Origin of the sequence: Streptomyces collinus Tu 365 (assembly GCF_000444875.1) — a bacterium.
In the GTDB taxonomy this organism is placed as follows: Bacteria; Actinomycetota; Actinomycetes; order Streptomycetales; family Streptomycetaceae; genus Streptomyces; species Streptomyces collinus_A.
The window spans coordinates 3,229,111-3,248,841 of sequence record NC_021985.1; the positions used below are offsets into that span (position 1 = coordinate 3,229,111).

Below are 19,731 nucleotides of genomic sequence, written 5' to 3' on the forward strand. Positions count from 1 at the left end.
TCCAAGCGACCACGAGGGAGTGCCGCCCGTGCCCGGTGAGAATCTGACCCGTGACGAGGCCCGGGAGCGGGCCGCCCTGCTGTCCGTCGACGGGTACGAGGTGGCGCTGGACCTGCGCTCCGCCCTCGGCGAGGGGAACGGCGAGCCGCGCACGTTCCGGTCGGTGACCACGATCAGGTTCCGCTGCAACGAGCCGGGCGCGTCCAGCTTCGCCGACCTGATCGCGCCGGGCGTGACGTCCGTGACGCTCAACGGCAAGGACCTGGACCCGGGCGAGGTCTTCGACGGCTCCCGGATCGCCCTGGAGGACCTGGCCGCCGAGAACGAGCTGACCGTGGACGCGCAGTGCGCCTACTCCCGCACCGGCGAGGGCATGCACCGCTTCGTCGACCCCGAGGACGGCGAGGTCTACCTCTACACCCAGTACGAGCCGGCCGACGCCCGCCGCGTCTTCGCGAACTTCGAGCAGCCCGACCTCAAGGCCCCCTACCGCTTCGAGGTGCAAGCCCCCGAGGGCTGGACGGTGTGGGGCAACGGCGCCGGGGAACTCACCGACGGCGTGTGGCGGTTCGCGGAGACCAAGCCGATCTCGACGTACATCACCTGCGTGGTGGCGGGCCCGTACCACTACGTGACGGACCTCTACGAGCGGACGTTCGCGGACGGCACGAAGCTGGAGATCCCGCTCGGCGCCCTGTGCCGCAAGGGCCTCGCGCCCTACTTCGACGCCGACGACGTCTTCCTGGTCACCAAGCAGGGCCTGGACTTCTTCCACGACCACTTCGACTACCCGTACCCGTTCGGGAAGTACGACCAGGCGTTCGTGCCCGAGTACAACCTCGGCGCGATGGAGAACCCCGGCCTGGTGACCTTCCGCGAGGAGTACATCTTCCGCGGCAAGGTCACGCAGGCCTCCTACGAGGCCCGCGCCAACGTCATCCTGCACGAGATGGCGCACATGTGGTTCGGCGACCTGGTCACCATGGTGTGGTGGGACGACCTGTGGCTGAAGGAGTCCTTCGCCGACTTCATGGGCACGTTCGGAGCCGTCGGCGCGACCCGCTTCCGGGACGCCTGGATCACCTTCGCCAACCGCCGCAAGGCCTGGGCCTACCGCGCGGACCAGCTCCCCTCCACGCACCCGATCACCGCGGACATCCGCGACCTGCAGGACGCCAAGCTCAACTTCGACGGCATCACCTACGCCAAGGGCGCCTCGGTGCTCAAGCAGCTGGTGGCCTACGTCGGCCAGGACGCCTTCCTGGAAGGCGCCCGCCGCTACTTCAAGCGCAACGCGTACGGCAACACCCGCCTCGGGGACCTGCTGTCGGTGCTGGGCGAGACCAGCGGCCGGGACATGTCGGCGTGGGCGCGGTCCTGGCTGCAGACGGCAGGGGTGAACTCGCTGACCCCGCAGGTGCTGCTGGACACCGAGGGGGGCCGGATCGCCGAGCTGGCCGTGGTCCAGGACGCCCCCGAGTCGCACCCCGAGCTGCGCCCGCACCGGGTCGCGGTGGGCCTGTACCGCCGGACGCCCGAGGGCACGCTGGAGCGGTACGCCCGCGTGGAGACGGACGTGGACGGCCCGCGCACGGTCGTCACGGAGCTGGTTGGGGCCGAGGCGCCGGCGCTGGTGCTGGTCAACGACGACGACCTGACCTACTGCAAGATCCGCTTCGACGAGACCTCGCTGACGACCCTGCGTGCGCACCTGGGCGAGCTGACCGACCCGCTGGCCCGCGCGCTGTGCTGGTCGGCGCTGTGGAACCTCACCCGGGACGGACTGCTGGCGGCGCGGGAGTTCGTGGACCTGGTGCTGCGGTTCGCGGGCCGGGAGTCCGACATCGGCGTGCTGCAGATGCTGCACGCCTGGGCCGGGTCGGCGCTGACGCACTACACGGCGCCCGCCTGGCGGGCGACGGGCGAGCGGCTGCTCGCCGAGGGCGCGCTGCGGGAGCTGCGGGCGGCCGAGCCGGGAAGTGAGCACCAGCTCGCCTGGGCGCGCTTCTTCGCCTCGACCGCCTCCGACGAGGCGGACTTCACCCTGCTCAAGGGGCTGCTGGACGGCACGGCTCCGGTGCCCGGCCTGGACGTGGACCAGGAGCTGCGCTGGGCGTTCCTGGAGCCGCTGGCGGCCCACGGGGCGGCCGACGAGTCCGTCCTCGCGGCCGAACTGGCCCGGGACGACACGGCGTCCGGCAAGCGCCACCAGGTGCGCTGCCTGGCCGCGCGCCCGTCGGCGGCGGTCAAGGCGCAGGCCTGGGCGCAGGTGGTGGAGTCCGACGCACTGTCGAACGCGCTGGTCGAGGCGACGATCGCGGGCTTCGACCAGCCCTCGCAGCGGGAGCTGACGGCGCCGTACGCCGAGTCGTACTTCGCGGTGATCGAGCGGGTGTGGCGGGAGCGGTCGATCCAGATCGGCATGGACGTCGTCCGGGGCCTGTTCCCCTCCCTCCAGGACCGCCCGGAGACGCTCGAGGCGGCGGACCGCTGGCTGGCGTCCCACGCGGACGCGGCGCCCGCGCTGCGCCGGCTCGTGCTGGAGGCGCGGGACGACCTGGCGCGGTCGCTGCGCGCACAGGAGTGCGACTCGGCGGCCGCCGGGGCGTGATCCTTGGCCTGAGCTTCCCCGGTCGGTGACCGTTACGGAATTCAGGCAATCACAGCCGTAACCCCTGGTCCGCACCCGATCGGACCAGGGGTTTCCGGTCCCTACTCGGCACCCGAACACCCGTCCTTTAGTACCGCCTTGTCCGCATTCCTCGACGGGCGTGTAACAGCGGTTAAGGAGGCGGCGGAGCGCGGGAATCCCCAGGCCATGACGCACAACACCCCGGTCTCCCCCCGCCCCCTCCGTCACCTCTCCGAGGTCCACCGCCGCGTCCTGACGGCGGCTCAGCTCCGCTCGCACGGCGTCTCGGCGGCCGAGCTGAGCGACCAGTGCCGCACCGGCGGCCCCTGGCAGCTCCTGCTGCCCCAGGTGGTCCTCCTGCACCCCGGGCCGCCCACGAGCGAGGAGCGGCTCCACGGGGCCCTGCTCTACGCGTCCCGGGAGTCGGCCCCGGGCGTCCCGGCCCAGCCCGCCGCGGGGGAACCGCACCGCCCCGTGTACGCGGAGGCGATGATCACCGGCCTGGCGGCGCTCACCCTGTACGGCTTCTCGTCGACGCCGCCGCTGCTCTCCCTGGACCGCGTCGACGTGCTGGTCCCCCGGCTGCGCCGGCTGCGCTCCAGCGGCTACGTGCGCGTGCTGCGCACCTCCGGCCTGCCCACCCCGCGCGCGGTCACGGGCCTGCCGGTGGCACCGGTGCCGCGCGCGCTGGCGGACGCCGTCGCCGGGCTGACGGACGCGGACGCGGTGCGCCGGCTGCTGACCGAGGCGGTGCGCGGCGGCCACTGCGAACCGGCCGCCGTGGTGCGCGAGCTGACCCAGGCGAAGCTGCTGACCCGGCCGCACGTGGTGGACGCCGTGGACTCCCTGCTCGCCGAGGGCCGGGCCGTCGCCGAGGACCGGCTGTACCGGATGGTGACCGAGCACGGCCTGCCCGACCCCGTGTGGAACGTGGACCTGCGCCTGCCGGGCGGCCCCCACCTGGGCGGCCTCGACGCCTACTGGCCGGACCAGGCGGTCGCGGTGGAGCTCGACACCCGCGCGCCCCGCCAGGACGAGGACGCGCTCTGGTCGGAGTACGCGCGCAAGCGGGAGCACCTGGAACGGCTGGGCATCACGGTCGTGTACATCACCCCCCGCAAGCTCCGGGAGTCGACGGAGCAGCAGGCGGCGGTGGTCCGCACGGCCCTGATGGCGTCGGGCGACCGCGACCCGGCCGCGTACGTCGTCGTGCTGCCGCGGTAGTGCCGGACCCGGGCGGCGTCAGGAGGGGAGGGGAGGGTCCCCGGTACCGGTACCGGGGACCCTCCTCGTGTCCGGGGCCGTCTACAGGGTGTTGCAGAACTCCTTCTCGATCACCGCGCCGTGGTCCCCCGTCCAGTCCCCGTTGAAGTTGAAGGCCAGGGAGTGGCGGCCGTCGGCCGTGGTCACCGCCGAGGACGTGGAGCCGTGGATGCCCCCGTCGTGGCCCCAGACGTGGACGCCGCAGGACAGCCGGGTGTCCATGAGGCCGAGGCCGTAGCGGATGTCTGGGGCGCCGTCGATCTTCACCGTGGTCCTCATCTCCTTCAGCTGCCGGGGCGGGAGCAGCCGGCCGCGCAGCAGGGCGCCGTAGAAGCGGTCCAGGTCGGCGGAGTCGGAGATCATCTCGCCGGCCGAGGAGGCGAGGGAGGGGTTGAGGGTCGTGACGTCGTATGTCGGGCCCGTCGCCGTCCCGGCCAGCTTGGAGTAGGCACGGCCGCTGGGGCGCGGGACGGTGACCCTGGTCCCGGGCAGGGACGTGGCCCTCAGGTGCAGGGGGCCGATGATCCGCCGGTCGATCTCCGTGGCGTAGGAGTGCCCGGTCACCTTCTGGATCACCATGCCGGCCAGGACGTAGTTGGTGTTGGAGTAGTTCCAGGACGTGCCCGGCGCGAAGTCCGGCGCGTGCTTCATGGCGACGGCCACCAGGTCACGCGGGGTGAGCGTGTCGTAGCGGTGCCTGAGGAAGCCGTCCGCGAGGAAGTAGGTGCGGCCGAAGTCCTCGTCGGCCGTGTAGTTGTAGATGCCGCTGGTGTGGTTGAGCAACTGGCGGACGGTGACGTGGCGCCCGTCGTGGCCGTGGCCGTGGACGACTCCGGGCAGCCACTTCTCCACGCTGTCGTCCAGGGAGATCCGGCCCTCCGCCTCCATCTGGAGCAGGACGGTGGAGACGAAGGTCTTGGTGATGCTCCCGACGCGGTAGCGGTCGGCCGCCGTCCGCGGGGCGCCGGTGCGGACGTCGCCCACGCCCGCGGTGGTGGACCAGGTGCCGTGGGTGTCCTTCGCGGTGGCGGTCACGCCGGGCACACCCGCCCGGACCGCCTCCTGGAGCGCCCGGCGGGTGCCCGCGTGGCCGTCGGTCGAGGCCGTCGGGGCCGTCGCGGTCCGTGTGCCGCCGTCGGCCGCGGCGGCCGGGCCGGCCAGGGCCGCGGCGACGAGCAGGGCGGTGGCGCCCACCAGGGTCGTGCGTACGCGCATGTGTTCCCCCAAGGGTCCCGGCCGGCCGGTCGGCCGGCCGGGGGAAGGGACTCCCCGGCATTGCGCGAAGGTTGCTCCGGTGTAGGCCGGTTGAGTGACAATCAGCCCTTCTTCAGCACCAGTTCGGTGTTCCGGTCGGCCGGCTCGCCCGCGAGGGTCTTCTTGGCGCCGGGCGCGTTGAAGGACAGTTCGCGGTAGAGGGCGGCGAGGCCGGTCTGCGAGAGGTCGGCGTAGTCGGTGCGGTGCGGGGCGGCGGACTCGATCAGGGTGGTGAACAGGGAGACCGTGCCGTCCTTGTTGTCGACCAGTTCGACGACCCGGGCCAGCTGGGGGTGGTCGACGTGCGAGGCGGTGGAGATCTCCCAGAAGGAACGGCCGCCGGACGCCTTGTGCGGGGTGATGACGTTCTTGTGGATGTGGCCGTTCACCCAGGCGAGCACGTTGGCATGGGCGGAGAGGACGGAGACCACCTCGGCACCGGTGTGCCGGCGCTCGCCGGGGCGGGCCGGGTCGGGGCGGGTGTTCGTCATCGTCCCGCTGGTGTGGTGGCTGAAGACGACGGCGTAGGAGTCCTTGTTGTCCTTCAGCGTCCGGGCGAGCCAGTCCAGCTGGGCGGTGCCGATGGAGCCCTCGTAGTGGCCGCCGGCGTCGGTGGTGTCGAGGCTGATGCCGACGACGTCGTCGGAGATGCGGAAGGCGTAGTACTGGGTGCCCGCGTCCAGGTTCGCCGAGGAGTAGCCGTGCCCGACCGGGCCGACGCCCTGGTGGGCCGGGTCGAGGTGGGCCTTGAGGTAGTCGGCCTGGGTGTACGGGGCCCGCTTCTCGTCCGGGGTGACCGAGCGCATGGAGCGGGCGTGGGCCTTCAGGAAGTCCCGGTAGCCGGTGCCCTTGGGGTCGGTGGCCTGCTTGACGGCGTCCTGGAGCTTCTTGGCCTCGGCGGCGGTGGCGGTCATCAGCTTCTTGCCCCCGATGGCCGCCTCGGTGAGGTAGTTGTCGCCGCGGGAGCCGTGGCAGCCGAGCGGGAGCATGTCGTGGTTGCCGACGGTGGAGTACCAGGGCAGCTTGAGGCCGGGGCTCCTGGCCTCGCGGATCGCGGCGGCCAGGAAGCCCTCGAGGTGCGGGAAGCCGACCGCCTTGTCGCCGTCGCGGACCGTGGAGTCCGGCTGCCAGTACAGCTTCAGGCCGCTGTTGTGCACGCCCTCGTAGTGCCGCGGGTCACCGGAGTTGGGCGTGACGCGGCCCCCGCTCATCACCGTCATGAACCACTCCAGTTCGGAGTGGGCGTTGTTGTCGGTGTTGTCGCCGGTGGTCATCACGAAGTGGAGCGGGGCGCCGGTGACGGGGGCGCCCCGCAGCGCGTTGACCCGCTCCACGAGCGAGATCGCGCCGGGCACGGTGAGCGCCTCGTGCGGGCGCCAGGCGTGCGGGTCGTGGGCGCGCAGGTACTCCAGGCGCAGCGGGTGCTGGACGTCCGTCAGATGCAGGTCGGTGAACTGCACGAACGCGGCGAGCGTCGAACGTCGCGCGGCGCGCCCGGACTTGGGCGCGGCCAGCTCGGCGCGCACGACGCGCTTCCAGCCGGGGCCGTCGCCGAGGCGCCGGTAGCCGGAGCTGTTGCGGGGAGCGGCGACGGAGGCGAGCGTGGTGCCCTTGGTGTAGGGGGCGAGCGGCGCGGCGGCGGCCCGCCGGGAGTGGGCGACGGGCGCCTCGGCGGCGCCGGCCGCCTGGCTGTCGGTGGGACGCAGGGCGTAGCCGGCCCCCGCCGAGAGCGACACCGCTCCGGCGGCGGCGAGGACGGTACGTCGGTGGACCCCCGGTACGGAGGTGGCAGAGCGTGAGCGCGACATGGCGCGATCTCCCCGAGTGCGAACGCGTCGGCAGTGGTCGCGGGCCGTCCAAGGCGCGAACGCCCCGCTCGCTCTGGATGGTTGGCATCGGGGATGACCTGCGCGTGAACGCGGCGGCAACGCGCGGCGCCGATCACCGTACGTGGATCACGGGGTGGGCGGGGCGGCCACGGAGTCGATCGCGCCCGGCCCGGCGGCGGTCACTCCTCGTTCATCTGCCGGGGTAGGGGACGGTCCTCGAGGCGTCCGTCGGCGGGCCGCTCCCGCCACAGCCGCAGCGCGACGTCGACGAGCCGGACCCGGGCGAGTCCGGGCACGGCGTCCAGGTCCTGCCAGGCGGCGAGGTCGGTGGTGCCGTCCACCTCGGGGCGCAGTTCGCCGCCGACGACCTCGCCCTCGTAGACGAGGCGGAGCGCGTGGTGGTCGGTGGCGGGCTCCAGGCGCCGGCCGGCGAAGAGGTGCCGGCGGGAGTCGACGCCGAGGAAGCCGGTGACCCGGATGCGGTAGCCGGTCTCCTCCATCAGCTCGCGGTGGACGGTGTCGTACGGATCCTCGCCGTGCTCCATGCCGCCGCCCGGCAGGACCCATTCGCGGGTGCCGTCGGCGGCCGGGGAGCGGGCGAGCAGGATCTGTCCGTCACGGACGCAGACGGCGTAGGCCGCCACTCTCAGGTTCCGTCGCATGCGGGGACGTTAGCGCTAGTTGTCCGGGTTGGCGGGTGAATATTCCGGCGCGGACCAGCGCAGCGGCAGCGCCGCCGGGGTGTGGACGGCCTCGGTGACGGTGAAGCGGACGCTGCGCCCGCCGTCGGCGGTGAACTCGGCGTGCGCCGTGCCGGTGAGCTGGAGGGTGGTGCCGGTCGTCCAGTCGAGCAGGAGCAGTCCGGCGCGCGGGTCGGCGCGCAGGTTGCCGAGGGTGAGGAACATGGCGTTGCCGGGGTAGTCCGGCCAGGTCAGTTCGCGCGGTGAGAGCACCCGCACGAAGCCCGGGTCGCCGCCGCGGTGGCTGGCGTCGGCGCCGCCGGGGTGCACCGTGGCCAGGAAGAAGGTGTCGGCCGAGGCGACGAACGCGGCCTGCTCGTCGTCCAGCCGGCCGGTGGTGCGCGGCGGGCCCGGCACGCGGTCCGGCACCCACGCGCAGGTCTCCCGGCGCTGGATGTACTTCGGGCAGTTGGCGAAGACCTGGTCGGCGTCGACCGCGAAGCCCCCGGCCGTGGGCTCGGCGTGGCCGTTGAGGCGCATCCGGCGGCGGGTGCGCGGGTCGAGGGCGAGGGTGCCGACGGGGGTGCCTGGGGTGGCCAGGGCCGTCGTGAGCGGGTCGGCCGAGGCCAGTCCGCCGCCGAGGACGGGGGTGACCGGAGCCGTCCTGGGCGGGTCGGCCGGGGCCAGGCCACCGCCGGGACCGCCGTCGGGGGCGGGGGTGGCCGGCGGGGCGGGGGTCGTGGTGACGGACATCCGCCGGGGGCCGGTGGCCCGGACGAAGCCGGGGCGGCCGGTGACCGCCGAGGCCCAGACACGGCCCGTCCCGGGATCCGCTGCGCCGACGACCAGGAGGGGCTGGAGTTCCAGGAAGGCCGCGGCGACCGGCTTGATGCCCTGGCCGAGGGAGCGGCCGACGTGGTCGGCGCGCTCCCGCACGCCGACCAGGTCCTGCACGGCGCGCGAGCCGGCGTGGTACACGCTCATGACTAGAAGAAACCGCAGGTGGGGGCGGACGCGTGCGGCGCGGGGGCGCCTTCGGCGCCGTCCGGGACGGAGATCTCGAGGCGGATGCCGTCCGGGTCGTGGAAGAAGATCCCGCCCGAGGCCGAGCCCTCCCGGTGGGCCACGAGGCCCTCGTGCGCGAACTCGGCCCCGGCGGCCCTGAGCGCCGTCTCGTACTCCCGGACCCGCTCCACCGTGTCGGCCGTGAACGCCAGGTGGTGCAGTCCCGCCCGGCTCCCGTCGTACCCGCCGTCCGCCTGTTGCCAGAGGGTCAGCACGGGCAGGTCACCGCCGTCCCCGAGGAACGCGAACCTGCGGTCGTCCTCCTTGCCCTCGGCCAGCAGGGCGAAGCCCAGCACGTCGCGGTAGAAGGCGAGCGAGCGGTCGAGGTCGGTGACGTTCAGGCCGGTGTGGCCGGTGCGCAAGGTCATGGCTCTCCCCTTCGGGCTGTTCGGTCATGAGGGATCTCTAACTGGTGTTCTCACGTTAGAAGGTTAGGACGGGCGCGGTCAACCGGTCACGTACGCTTGAGGGGTTAGCCGAGAAGGAGTGCCCGATGCCCGCCGCCCACGACCCGCGCCCGCTCACCGGTGAGCCCCTCGCGCTCGACCTGCTCAACACCCGGTGGAACAGCGAGGGCGTGACCCAGGACCTGCTCACCGACACCGAGGGCCTCGCGGTGTGGCTGGCGGGCAACGGGCTCGACGGCGCCCACGCGGCCGACGCGGAGGTGCTGCGGCACCTGCGCGAGGCCCGGGAGGCGCTGCGGGCCGCGGTGGACGACTCCCTCGCCCAGGGCGCCCCGCTCGTCGACGCCGTGCTCGGGCACGGGCGCATCCGGGCCCGGCTGACCGAGAACGGCGTGTCCGAGGAGCCCGAGTTCACCGACCCGTCCTGGGGCCCCGCCTGGCTGGCCGCGCGGGACTACCTGCACCTGCTGACGCGGGCACCGGACCGGATCCGCCGCTGCGCCCACGAGACGTGTGTCCTGCACTTCTTCGACACCTCGCGCAACGGCACCCGGCGCTGGTGTTCGATGGCCGCGTGCGGCAACCGCGCCAAGGCCTCCCGGCATTACGCCCGTTCCAAGGACAGCTGAGCAAATCCGCCCCGGTCAGCCCTTATTCACCCAAATCCCATCGCGGGTTTTCCCCATACATCCATCACGTTCCGGTCAACGGTCCCCAAAGTCCTGAACCTTGGGTAAAGCTGTGCGCTCATCCGGCTCAGGATTCTCGACCTGCAAGGGATGCCGATGACCCAGACCCCCGAGCGCGCCCCGATACCCGGCCACAGACATCTCGCCCGTCTGGCGGTGGCCGTCGGCGTGGTGGCCGCGCTCTCCGCGACCGGGCCGATACCCCTGGCCCTCGCCACGGACGCGCCCTCCGCCACGGCCCCCGGACCGGGCGTCAAGTCGGCCCACGACAAGCTCGGTTCGGACGACGCCGAAGCGCTTGCCGAGGCCAAGGCGGACCACGCCAAGACCGTCACGATGATGATCGCGACCACGCCCGGCAAGACCGAGCAGGTCGCCGGCGAACTGGACGCCGTCAAGGGCGGGTCCGTGGGCCGCACCTACGACAAGCTCGGCTACGTCCGGGCCACCGTGCCGACCGCCAAGGCGGACTCGGCCATCGCCGCCGCCGCGAAGCTGTCCTCGGTGCAGGCGATCGACCTCCGCCAGGAGATACCGCTCGACGACCCGTCGCCCGCCGCGGACACCCCGCACGGCGCCCAGGGCAAGCCGTCGGCCGCCACCTACCCCGGCCCGGACAAGAGCACCCCGGCGAGGAACCCGTACAACCCGTCCTTCGAGACCGGTGCCGTCGACTTCGTCAAGGACCACCCGAAGGCGGACGGCCGCGGCGTCACCATCGGCATCCTCGACTCCGGCGTCGACCTCGGTCACCCGGCGCTGCAGAAGACCTCCACCGGCGAGCGCAAGATCGTCGACTGGGTCACCTCGACCGACCCCATCGTGGACAGCGACGCCACCTGGCGCCCCATGGTGACCGCGGTCTCCGGCCCCTCGTTCTCGTACTCCGGCCAGAACTGGACGGCCGCCGCGGGCTCGTACGAGATCAGCACCTTCAAGGAGTCCGCCACCACCGGCGGCGACGAGGCGGGCGACCTCGACCGCGACGGCGACACCACCGACAGCTGGGGCGTGCTCTACGACCCGGCGGCCGGCACGGTCACCGTCGACCTGAACAACAACCACGACTTCACCGACGACACCGCGATGAAGCCGTACAAGGACGGTTACCAGGTCGGCTACTTCGGCACCGACGACCCGAAGACGGACGTCGTCGAGCGCGTGCCGTTCGTCGTGCAGATCCGCAAGGACGTGGCGATGGACCCCTACGGCGGGTCCTGGGTCGGCAAGAAGGCCGACTTCGTCAACATCGGCGTCATCGAGTCCGAGCACGGCACCCACGTGGCCGGCATCACCGCCGCCAACGGCCTGTTCGGCGGGCGGATGAACGGCGCCGCCCCCGGCGCGAAGATCGTCTCCTCCCGTGCCTGCACCTGGACCGGCGGCTGCACCAACGTCGCCCTCACCGAGGGCATGATCGACCTGGTCGTCAACCGGGGCGTCGACATCGTCAACATGTCGATCGGCGGCCTCCCGGCGCTGAACGACGGCAACAACGCGCGCGCCGCCCTCTACACGCGGCTCATCGACACCTACGGCGTCCAGCTCGTCATCTCCGCGGGCAACTCCGGGCCCGGCGCCAACACGATCGGTGACCCCGGCCTCGCCGACAAGGTCATCTCGGTCGGCGCCGCCATCTCCCGGCAGACCTGGGCGGCCAACTACGGCTCGCAGGTGGAGAAGGACTACCAGCTGATGCCCTTCTCCTCGCGCGGCCCGCGTGAGGACGGCGGCTTCACGCCGACCCTGGTGGCGCCCGGCGCGGCGATCAACAGCACCCAGACCTGGCTGCCGGGCTCCCCGGTCGCCGAGGCGGGCTACTCGCTGCCGGCCGGCTACTCGATGCTCCAGGGCACCTCGATGGCGTCCCCGCAGGCCACCGGCGCCTCCGCGCTGCTGCTGTCGGCCGCCAAGGAGAAGGGCATCGACCTGACGCCCGCCACCCTGCGCACGGCGCTGACCTCGACGGCCGACCACATCAAGGGCGCTCAGGCCTACGAGGAGGGCGCGGGCCTGATCGACATCGTGGACGCCTGGGACTCCATCCGGCATCACGCCACCGCCCACGACTACACCGTCAAGGCCCCGGTCGACACCGCGATCGACTACGCCCTGAAGACCCCGGGCTTCGGCACCGGCCTGTACGACCGCGAGGGCGGTCTGAAGGCGGGCCAGAAGAAGGCCTACGACATCACCGTCACCCGTACCTCGGGCCCCGACAAGGCCGTGCGGCACGAGCTGCACCTCGCCAACAACGCCGAGCACACGTTCCGGATCCTCGGTGACGACACGGTGCGGCTGCCGCTGAACCAGCCGGTGACGGTCAAGGTCCAGGCGGCCCCGCGGTCGGCGGGTCTCAAGAGCGCGATCCTTGAGGTCGACGACCCGCGCACGGAGGGGGTCGACCAGCAGATCCTCACCACCGTCGTGGTCTCCGCCCCGGTCGGCTTCACCTACAACGCGTCCGGTTCGGTGCAGCGCAACAGCACCCGGTCCTACTTCCTGACCGTGCCCGAGGGCGCCAAGTCCCTCGAGGTCGCGATCGGCGGGCTGAAGGACAAGAGCCAGACCCGGTTCATCGCGATCCACCCCTACGGCACTCCGGTCGACAACACCGGCACCCCGTACTGCTACAACAACTACCTCGACGGCAACGGCTGCAAGCCGGACGTCCGCTCCTACGCCGACCCGCAGCCCGGCGTCTGGGAGGTCGAGGTCGAGGCGCGCCGCACGTCGCCGCTGCTCGACAACCCGTACAAGCTGGACGTCTCCGTCCTCGGCGCGGCCTTCGACCCGCAGACCGTGTCCGTGCCCGAGGCGAAGGTCGGCGTCCCGGCCGCCGCCTCCTGGAAGGTGACGAACAAGTACGCGGCGCTCGACGGCACGCTGGTCGGCGGCCCGCTCGGCTCGTCCAGCACGACCCGTCCGGCCATCAAGCAGGGCGAGACGCAGACCACCACGGTGACCGTCCCGGCCGGCGCCAAGTCCCTCGACGTCGCGATCGGCAACGTCTCGGACGCGGCCGCCGACCTCGACCTGACCGTGTACGACGCGAACGGCAAGCAGGTCGCGCAGTCCGCCGACGGCGACTCGGAGGAGGCGGTCTCCATCCCGTCGCCGGCCGCCGGGACGTACACGGTCAAGGTCGTGGGCTACTCGGTGCCGTCCGGGTCGACCGACTACGACTACCGGGACGTGTTCTTCTCCTCCTCGCTCGGCACCGTCACGGTCGACGGCTCGGCCCCGGTCAAGCTCGGCACCGGTGACTCCGCCTCGGTGACCGCCCAGGTCACTGCGGCCGCCGAGGCCCCCGCAGGCCGCGAGTTCTTCGGCCGGGTGCAGCTGGTGAACGCCCGCGGCACCGTCGCCGGCACCGGCAGCGTGAAGATCGAGAAGGTCACGCCGTAAGCAGTGACGTGCACAGTGACGCCCGCTCGGTGAGCGGGTGAGGTGAAGTGAGGGGCGGGTGTCCGGACGGGCACCCGCCCCTCACGGCTTTCCGGTCGGCGCCTCCCGCCCGGACGGGCAGCCGGTATGCCGTGCCTCGGGCAGCGCCTCCGTGATCCACGCGCGGTTGACCGCCACACGGGCGTCCCCGACGGCCCACAGGGAGGCGCTGGTCTGTCCCCGGCCGACCCCGACGAGCACGTGCTGGCCCGCGCGCGGGGCGGGCCGCGCGCCGGCGTCGAGGTCGAAGGCGACCCGGGCCGCTGTGCGCGCGGGCTCGTACGCCTGGCGCACGGTCAGCTCGATCCGGGTCCAGGGCGACCCGGCCCGCGGCTCCACCGCGGCCACGGTGCCCTCGACCACCAGCTTGTAGCAGGCCAGGACCCGGGCCGGGGCGGCGGGCCGGCCGGCGTCACCGGAGACCTTCGCAGGGGCCTGCCCCGCGCTCTTGGCACCGTCGGCCGCACTCGACTTGGCGTCGCCGGCGCTCCCTCCGGTCCGGGCGACGAGCAGACCGAGCCCGGCCACCATCCCGAGGGCCGCCACGCCGGCCACCGAGCCCAACGCGATCCGCAGCACCCGCCGGGGCCCGCGCGGCCGCCCGGGCCGCGCCGAGCCCCCGGGCCGAGCACCGCCCCACGACCGCCTGCCGGACCGCACGGGAGCGGCTGGAGCGGTGACATCGGCCTCCCCGGAGGAGGAGGAGGAGGCGCCGCGGCCCCCTCCGGCAGCGGCAGCGATGCCGACGTCGGCGTCCCTTGCGGGAGCCATGGCGCGGACGTCGACCTCGTCGTAAGCCTCCCCGGCGGGGGCAGTGGCGCCGTCGCCGGCCTGCCCGGCAGGGGCTGTGGTGTCGTCGTCGGCCTCCCCGGCAGGGGCTGTCGGCTTTCGGTGGGGTGGGGTTCGGTCGGCGCGTGGGGCGGGACGGTCGGCCGGGGGCTCGCCGGTCAGGGCGTCGGCGAGGCGGGTCAGCTGGGACCTGAGCAGGGCCATGTCGGCCTCGGCCGCTCGGTGCTCGGCCAGGAAGGCGGGGTCGCGGCGGGCCTCCTCCGGCAGGGGGGCACCCGTGATCGCGGCCATGAGCGCGTCCATGCCGGCATACTCCCGCGCGGCCTCCGCACCGTCCGCGCCGTCCGCGCCCTCGTGTTCGGCGGTCATGGTCACACCCCCTCGTGCTCGTCCTCGTGCAGCCGCGCGCGCAGGGCGCGGACCGCCGTGTGCAGCCTGCTCTTGACCGTGCCCTCGGGGATGCCCAGCTCGTCGGCGATCCCGCGCACGGGCAGGTCGGCGAAGAAGCGCAGGACGAGGACCTGGCGCTGGGTGTCGGGCAGGTCGTCCAGGCCCTGGGCGACGGCGAGGGAGAGCAGACTGGTCTCCTCGCCGGAGGCGTGCGCGGGTTCGCGCAACGCGGCCAGCCGTTCCCCGAGCCGCTCCTGGCGCCGCTTGGCCCGGTGCCAGTCCATGGCCAGGTTGGAGGCGACCACCGCCGCCCACGCCGACACGTCCCGCGGTGCCTCGCGCCCGCTCGCGGCCCGTTCCAGCAGCCGCAGGCGGACCTGCTGCACCCCGTCCGGCAGGTCCGCCTGCGGCACGCCGCCGAGCGCGAGCACCGCCCGCACCCGGCGTTCCTGGGCCGCGTCCAGGGGATCGTCCTCGGTACCGCCGGTCCCGCCCGCACCGGCGTACGCCCCCTGATCGCGGCGCGCCCCTCCGCGCAGCACAAGCCACCCCCTCCCGCGTCTGCCCCTACGACGCCCGGGCGGGCGGAAACGTTCGGCCGGTGCTCCGGGACTTCGGCGAGGCGTACGTCACACCGCCGTGTGGCCGGTGCCCGGACGGGCAGGGGCGGCACAGCACAGCTTCCGGCGCGGGCCCGCCACCGGGGGAACATCTGCAGCTCAGCGGGGTGTTCGACGGAGGTCCCGGAACCGTCCGCCGGGTGATCGTGTCCCACTCCTCGGGCACGCGTCGCAAAGAATTGGACAGGTGGACCGGGGTCGGCCGCATCATGGAAAAGCCCCGGTCACGCAAGAGACACGCAGTAGAGACACGTAGAGGGAGTCGCCGTGAGGGTCGGAATCGTCGGAGCCACCGGTCAGGTCGGCACGGTCATGCGCGCAATCCTCACGGAGCGGAACTTCCCGGTCACGGAGCTGCGCCTGTTCGCCTCGGCCCGCTCGGCCGGGACCGTGCTGGACGGCGTGACGGTGGAGGACGCGTCGACCGCCGACTACACCGGCCTGGACATCGTGCTCTTCTCCGCGGGCGGCGCGACCTCCAAGGCGCTGGCCGAGAAGGTCGCCTCCCAGGGTGCCGTGGTGATCGACAACTCGTCCGCCTGGCGCAAGGACCCCGAGGTCCCGCTGGTGGTCTCCGAGGTGAACCCGCACGCGATCGCGGACCGCCCCAAGGGCATCATCGCCAACCCGAACTGCACCACGATGGCCGCCATGCCCGTGCTCAGGCCGCTGCACGAGGAGGCCGGTCTCGAGGCGCTGGTCGTCGCGACCTACCAGGCGGTCTCCGGTTCCGGCCTCGCGGGCGTGGCCGAGCTGCACGGGCAGGTGCAGAAGGTGGCCGCCGAGGCGGACAAGCTGACCCACGACGGCGAGGCGGTCGACTTCCCCGAGCCGCAGGTCTACAAGCGCGCCATCGCCTTCAACGTGCTCCCGCTCGCGGGCAGCATCGTCGACGACGGTCTGAACGAGACCGACGAGGAGCAGAAGCTGCGCAACGAGTCGCGCAAGATCCTGGAGATCCCGGAGCTGAAGGTCTCCGGCACCTGTGTGCGCGTCCCCGTCTTCTCCGGCCACTCCCTCCAGGTCAACGCCCGGTTCGCGCGCCCGCTGTCGCCGGAGCGCGCGACCGAGCTGCTCGGCGGCGCCCCGGGCGTCGCCCTCTCCGACATCCCGACCCCGCTGCAGGCGGCCGGCAAGGACGCCTCGTACGTGGGCCGCATCCGCCGGGACGAGACGGTCGACAACGGTCTGGCCCTGTTCATCTCCAACGACAACCTCCGCAAGGGCGCCGCGCTGAACGCGGTGCAGATCGCGGAGCTGGTGGCGGCGGAGCTCAAGGGCTGACCGCTTCGGGCACGGCACGTCACGCTGCGTCACGGAACGCCGCGGATCGGCAGGGCGGTCACCCTTTCGGGTGGCCGCCCTGCCGCCTGCCGTAGGGCTTGTCATAGGGCTTTCCCTAGGGCTGCGCCGCACAGCCGCCGGACGTCGCTCTTCGTGCAGGTCCCGTGGAAGGATGACCGAACCCACCCATATCGAGGAGATGACCGCGTGCCTGGCACAAACCTGACTCGCGAAGAGGCTCAGCAGCGGGCGAAGCTGCTCACCGTTGACTCGTACGAGATCGATCTCGACCTCTCCGGCGCGCAGGAGGGCGGTACCTACCGGTCCGTGACCACGGTGCGCTTCGACGTCGCCGAGAACGAGGCGACGTCCTTCATCGACCTGGTCGCCCCGGCCGTGCACGAGGTGACGCTCAACGGGGACGCGCTCGACCCCGCCGAGGTCTTCGCGGACTCGCGGATCGCGCTGCGCGGCCTGCTGTCGGGCCGCAACATCCTGCGGGTCGTCGCCGACTGCGCCTACACCAACACCGGCGAGGGCCTGCACCGCTTCGTGGACCCGGTCGACGAGCAGGCGTACCTCTACACGCAGTTCGAGGTCCCGGACGCCCGCCGGGTCTTCGCGTCGTTCGAGCAGCCCGACCTGAAGGCGACCTTCCAGTTCACCGTGAAGGCGCCCGAGGGCTGGACGGTCGTCTCCAACTCGCCGACGCCCGAGCCGGAGGGGAACGTCTGGACGTTCGCCCCGACGCCCCGCATCTCGTCGTACATCACGGCGCTGATCGTCGGCCCGTACCACTCGGTGCACAGCGTGTACGAGAAGGACGGGCAGAGCGTGCCGCTCGGCATCTACTGCCGTCCCTCGCTCGCCGAGTACCTCGACTCGGACGCGATCTTCGAGGTGACCCGGCAGGGCTTCGACTGGTTCCAGGAGAAGTTCGACTTCGCGTACCCGTTCGAGAAGTACGACCAGCTCTTCGTGCCCGAGTTCAACGCGGGCGCGATGGAGAACGCGGGCGCGGTGACCATCCGCGACCAGTACGTCTTCCGGTCCAAGGTGACCGACGCGGCGTACGAGGTGCGCGCGGAGACCATCCTGCACGAGCTGGCCCACATGTGGTTCGGCGACCTGGTCACCATGGAGTGGTGGAACGACCTGTGGCTGAACGAGTCGTTCGCCACCTACACCTCCATCGCCTGCCAGGCGTCCGCGCCCGGCTCGAAGTGGCCGCACTCGTGGACCACGTTCGCCAACTCGATGAAGACCTGGGCCTACCGGCAGGACCAGCTGCCGTCCACGCACCCGATCATGGCCGACATCCGCGACCTGGACGACGTGCTGGTCAACTTCGACGGCATCACCTACGCCAAGGGCGCGAGCGTCCTGAAGCAGCTCGTCGCCTACGTCGGCGAGGAGGAGTTCTTCCGGGGCGTGCAGGCCTACTTCAAGCGACACGCGTTCGGCAACACGCGCCTGTCGGACCTGCTGGGCGCGCTGGAGGAGACCTCCGGCCGTGACCTGAAGACCTGGTCGAAGAAGTGGCTGGAGACGGCCGGCATCAACGTCCTGCGGCCCGAGGTCCAGACGGACGCGGAGGGTGTCATCACCTCCTTCGCCGTCCGCCAGGAGGCCCCGGCCCTGCCGGCCGGCGCCAAGGGCGAGCCGACGCTGCGGCCGCACCGCATCGCGATCGGCCTGTACGACCTGTCGGCCGACGGCAAGCTGGTGCGCGGCGAGCGGATCGAGCTGGACGTCGACGGCGAGCTGACCGCCGTGCCGCAGCTCACCGGCAAGCGCGTGCCCGCCGTCGTCCTGCTCAACGACGACGACCTCTCCTACGCCAAGGTCCGCCTGGACGAGAAGTCCCTGGGCGTGGTCACCGAGCACCTCGGCGACTTCGCGGAGTCCCTGCCGCGCGCCCTGTGCTGGGCGTCGGCGTGGGACATGACCCGCGACGGCGAGCTGGCCACGCGCGACTACCTGGCGCTGGTGCTGTCCGGCATCGGCAAGGAGTCCGACATCGGTGTCGTCCAGTCGCTGCACCGCCAGGTGAAGCTGGCGATCGACCTGTACGCCGCACCGGCCACCCGTGAGGCGCTGCTGGCCCGCTGGACCGACGCCACGCTGGCGCACCTGCGCGCGGCCGAGGCGGGCGGCGACCACCAGCTCGCCTGGGCGCGGGCGTTCGCCGGGTCGGCCCGCACGCCGGAGCAGCTCGACCTGCTGGAGGGCCTGCTGGCCGGCTCGCAGACGATCGAGGGCCTGGCCGTCGACACCGAGCTGCGCTGGGCGTTCGTGCAGCGGCTCGCCGCGGTCGGCCGCTTCGACGAGGCGGAGATCGCGGCCGAGTACGAGCGGGACCGGACCGCGGCCGGTGAGCGGCACGCGGCCACCGCCCGGGCGGCCCGGCCGACCCCGGAGGCCAAGGCGGAGGCGTGGGAGTCGGTCATCGAGTCCGACAAGCTGCCGAACGCCGTGCAGGAGGCCGTGATCGGCGGCTTCGTGCAGACCGACCAGCGGGAGCTGCTCGCGCCGTACGCGGAGCGGTACTTCGAGGTCGTCAAGGACGTCTGGGACGCGCGTTCGCACGAGATCGCCCAGCAGATCGCGATCGGCCTGTACCCGGCGATCCAGGTCTCCGACGAGACCCTGGCGCGGACGGACACCTGGCTGGCCACGGCCGAGCCCAACGCGGCCCTGCGCCGTCTGGTCTCGGAGTCCCGCTCGGGCGTCGAACGCGCCCTGAGGGCCCAGGCCGCGGACGCCGCCGCCGCGTCGTAGGTTCCGCAAGGCCGTGAAGGGCGCCCGGCTCCGTGCCGGGCGCCCTTCACGCGTCTTCGGCCGCTCGGCCTCCGGCCACGAGACGCACTCCGGGGGCGAACCGGCCGGGACGTCCGCGGGCTCAGTCGCCGGGGAGGTCGGCCTCGCGCTGTCCCTCGGCGCCGAGGCACCGCGCGCGGCCGACCCCCGCTTCACCCGGCTTCCGCTGCTGTCCGACCCGCTGGACGTCGCCCTGCCGCCGGACCACCCGCCGGCCGCCGCGCCCGGCCTCACCCTCACCGGCCTCGCCGCCGAACCGTGGATCCTCGGTGGCAGCGGCCCCTGGTCGGACATCACCCGGCGCGCCTGCGAGGCCGCGGGCTTCACCCCGCACCAGGGCCACACGGCCTCCGGCCGGACCGCCGTCCTGGCCATGGTGGAGGCGGGCATGGGCGTCGCCCTGGTCCCCCGCACCGCGGCGGCCCGCCGGGAGGGCGTCGTGATGCGGGAACTGGCCGCCGACCGACCGGTCCGCCACGTGATCGCAGCGGTCCGCAAGGGAGCGCGGTCGGCGGCGGCCCTCGACCGAGTCCTCCAGGCCCTGCGCACCGCGGCGGATGCC

13 protein-coding genes and 1 pseudogene are annotated in these 19,731 nt (G+C 72.8%); 7 read left to right on the forward strand and 7 right to left on the reverse strand.

What is annotated here, in order from left to right; genetic code table 11:
- Positions 1-28 precede the first annotated feature (28 nt).
- Positions 29-2,611 (forward strand): aminopeptidase N, encoded by a 2,583-nt coding sequence (gene pepN / locus B446_RS13965; protein WP_020940088.1) that lies wholly within the window; start codon positions 29-31, stop codon positions 2,609-2,611.
- 207 nt (positions 2,612-2,818) lie between these two features.
- Complete coding sequence (locus B446_RS13970; RefSeq protein ID WP_020940089.1) at positions 2,819-3,856, forward strand: hypothetical protein; 1,038 nt, start codon at positions 2,819-2,821, stop codon at positions 3,854-3,856.
- 81 nt (positions 3,857-3,937) lie between these two features.
- Here B446_RS13970 and B446_RS13975 read toward each other — a convergent pair whose 3' ends face one another.
- The 5 genes from B446_RS13975 to B446_RS13995 form a co-directional block, all read right to left on the reverse strand.
- Positions 3,938-5,110 carry a serine hydrolase domain-containing protein gene (locus B446_RS13975; protein ID WP_020940090.1) on the reverse strand — a complete coding sequence of 391 codons (1,173 nt, stop codon included), beginning with the start codon at positions 5,108-5,110 and terminating at the stop codon, positions 3,938-3,940.
- Positions 5,111-5,211: 101 nt separating this feature from the next.
- Positions 5,212-6,957: a TIGR03767 family metallophosphoesterase gene (locus tag B446_RS13980; RefSeq protein ID WP_020940091.1), complete on the reverse strand. Its 1,746-nt coding sequence runs from the start codon at positions 6,955-6,957 to the stop codon at positions 5,212-5,214.
- A gap of 200 nt (positions 6,958-7,157) precedes the next feature.
- The gene (locus B446_RS13985) at positions 7,158-7,640 is read right to left on the reverse strand and encodes an NUDIX hydrolase (RefSeq protein ID WP_193384459.1); all 483 of its coding nucleotides are present in this window, start codon (positions 7,638-7,640) and stop codon (positions 7,158-7,160) included.
- A gap of 15 nt (positions 7,641-7,655) precedes the next feature.
- Complete coding sequence (locus B446_RS13990) at positions 7,656-8,642, reverse strand: pyridoxamine 5'-phosphate oxidase family protein (protein WP_043475557.1); 987 nt, start codon at positions 8,640-8,642, stop codon at positions 7,656-7,658.
- A gap of 2 nt (positions 8,643-8,644) precedes the next feature.
- The gene (locus B446_RS13995; protein WP_020940094.1) at positions 8,645-9,091 is read right to left on the reverse strand and encodes a VOC family protein; all 447 of its coding nucleotides are present in this window, start codon (positions 9,089-9,091) and stop codon (positions 8,645-8,647) included.
- Between the two features lie 125 nt (positions 9,092-9,216).
- Here B446_RS13995 and B446_RS14000 point away from each other — a divergent pair, with 125 nt between their 5' ends.
- Both B446_RS14000 and B446_RS14005 read left to right on the forward strand, forming a co-directional pair.
- Positions 9,217-9,759 (forward strand): CGNR zinc finger domain-containing protein, encoded by a 543-nt coding sequence (locus B446_RS14000; protein ID WP_020940095.1) that lies wholly within the window; start codon positions 9,217-9,219, stop codon positions 9,757-9,759.
- A gap of 156 nt (positions 9,760-9,915) precedes the next feature.
- A complete protein-coding gene (locus B446_RS14005) occupies positions 9,916-13,227 on the forward strand; it encodes a S8 family serine peptidase (protein ID WP_043478254.1) in 3,312 nt (1,103 codons plus the stop codon).
- Between the two features lie 81 nt (positions 13,228-13,308).
- On the opposite strand, the gene B446_RS14010 is transcribed toward B446_RS14005, so the two are convergent.
- Together B446_RS14010 and B446_RS14015 are read right to left on the reverse strand one after the other, a co-directional pair.
- Complete coding sequence (locus B446_RS14010) at positions 13,309-14,424, reverse strand: hypothetical protein (RefSeq protein WP_052352153.1); 1,116 nt, start codon at positions 14,422-14,424, stop codon at positions 13,309-13,311.
- A gap of 2 nt (positions 14,425-14,426) precedes the next feature.
- A complete protein-coding gene (locus tag B446_RS14015) occupies positions 14,427-14,987 on the reverse strand; it encodes a sigma-70 family RNA polymerase sigma factor (RefSeq protein WP_020940098.1) in 561 nt (186 codons plus the stop codon).
- 345 nt (positions 14,988-15,332) lie between these two features.
- Here B446_RS14015 and B446_RS14020 point away from each other — a divergent pair, with 345 nt between their 5' ends.
- The 3 genes and pseudogenes from B446_RS14020 to B446_RS37040 form a co-directional block, all read left to right on the forward strand.
- Positions 15,333-16,349, forward strand: coding sequence for an aspartate-semialdehyde dehydrogenase (locus B446_RS14020; RefSeq protein ID WP_020940099.1), 1,017 nt, complete (start codon positions 15,333-15,335; stop codon positions 16,347-16,349).
- Between the two features lie 207 nt (positions 16,350-16,556).
- Positions 16,557-19,130 carry an aminopeptidase N gene (gene pepN, locus B446_RS14025; protein ID WP_020940100.1) on the forward strand — a complete coding sequence of 858 codons (2,574 nt, stop codon included), beginning with the start codon at positions 16,557-16,559 and terminating at the stop codon, positions 19,128-19,130.
- Positions 19,131-19,257: 127 nt separating this feature from the next.
- Positions 19,258-19,731, forward strand: a pseudogene (locus tag B446_RS37040) (LysR substrate-binding domain-containing protein); the annotation flags it as partial.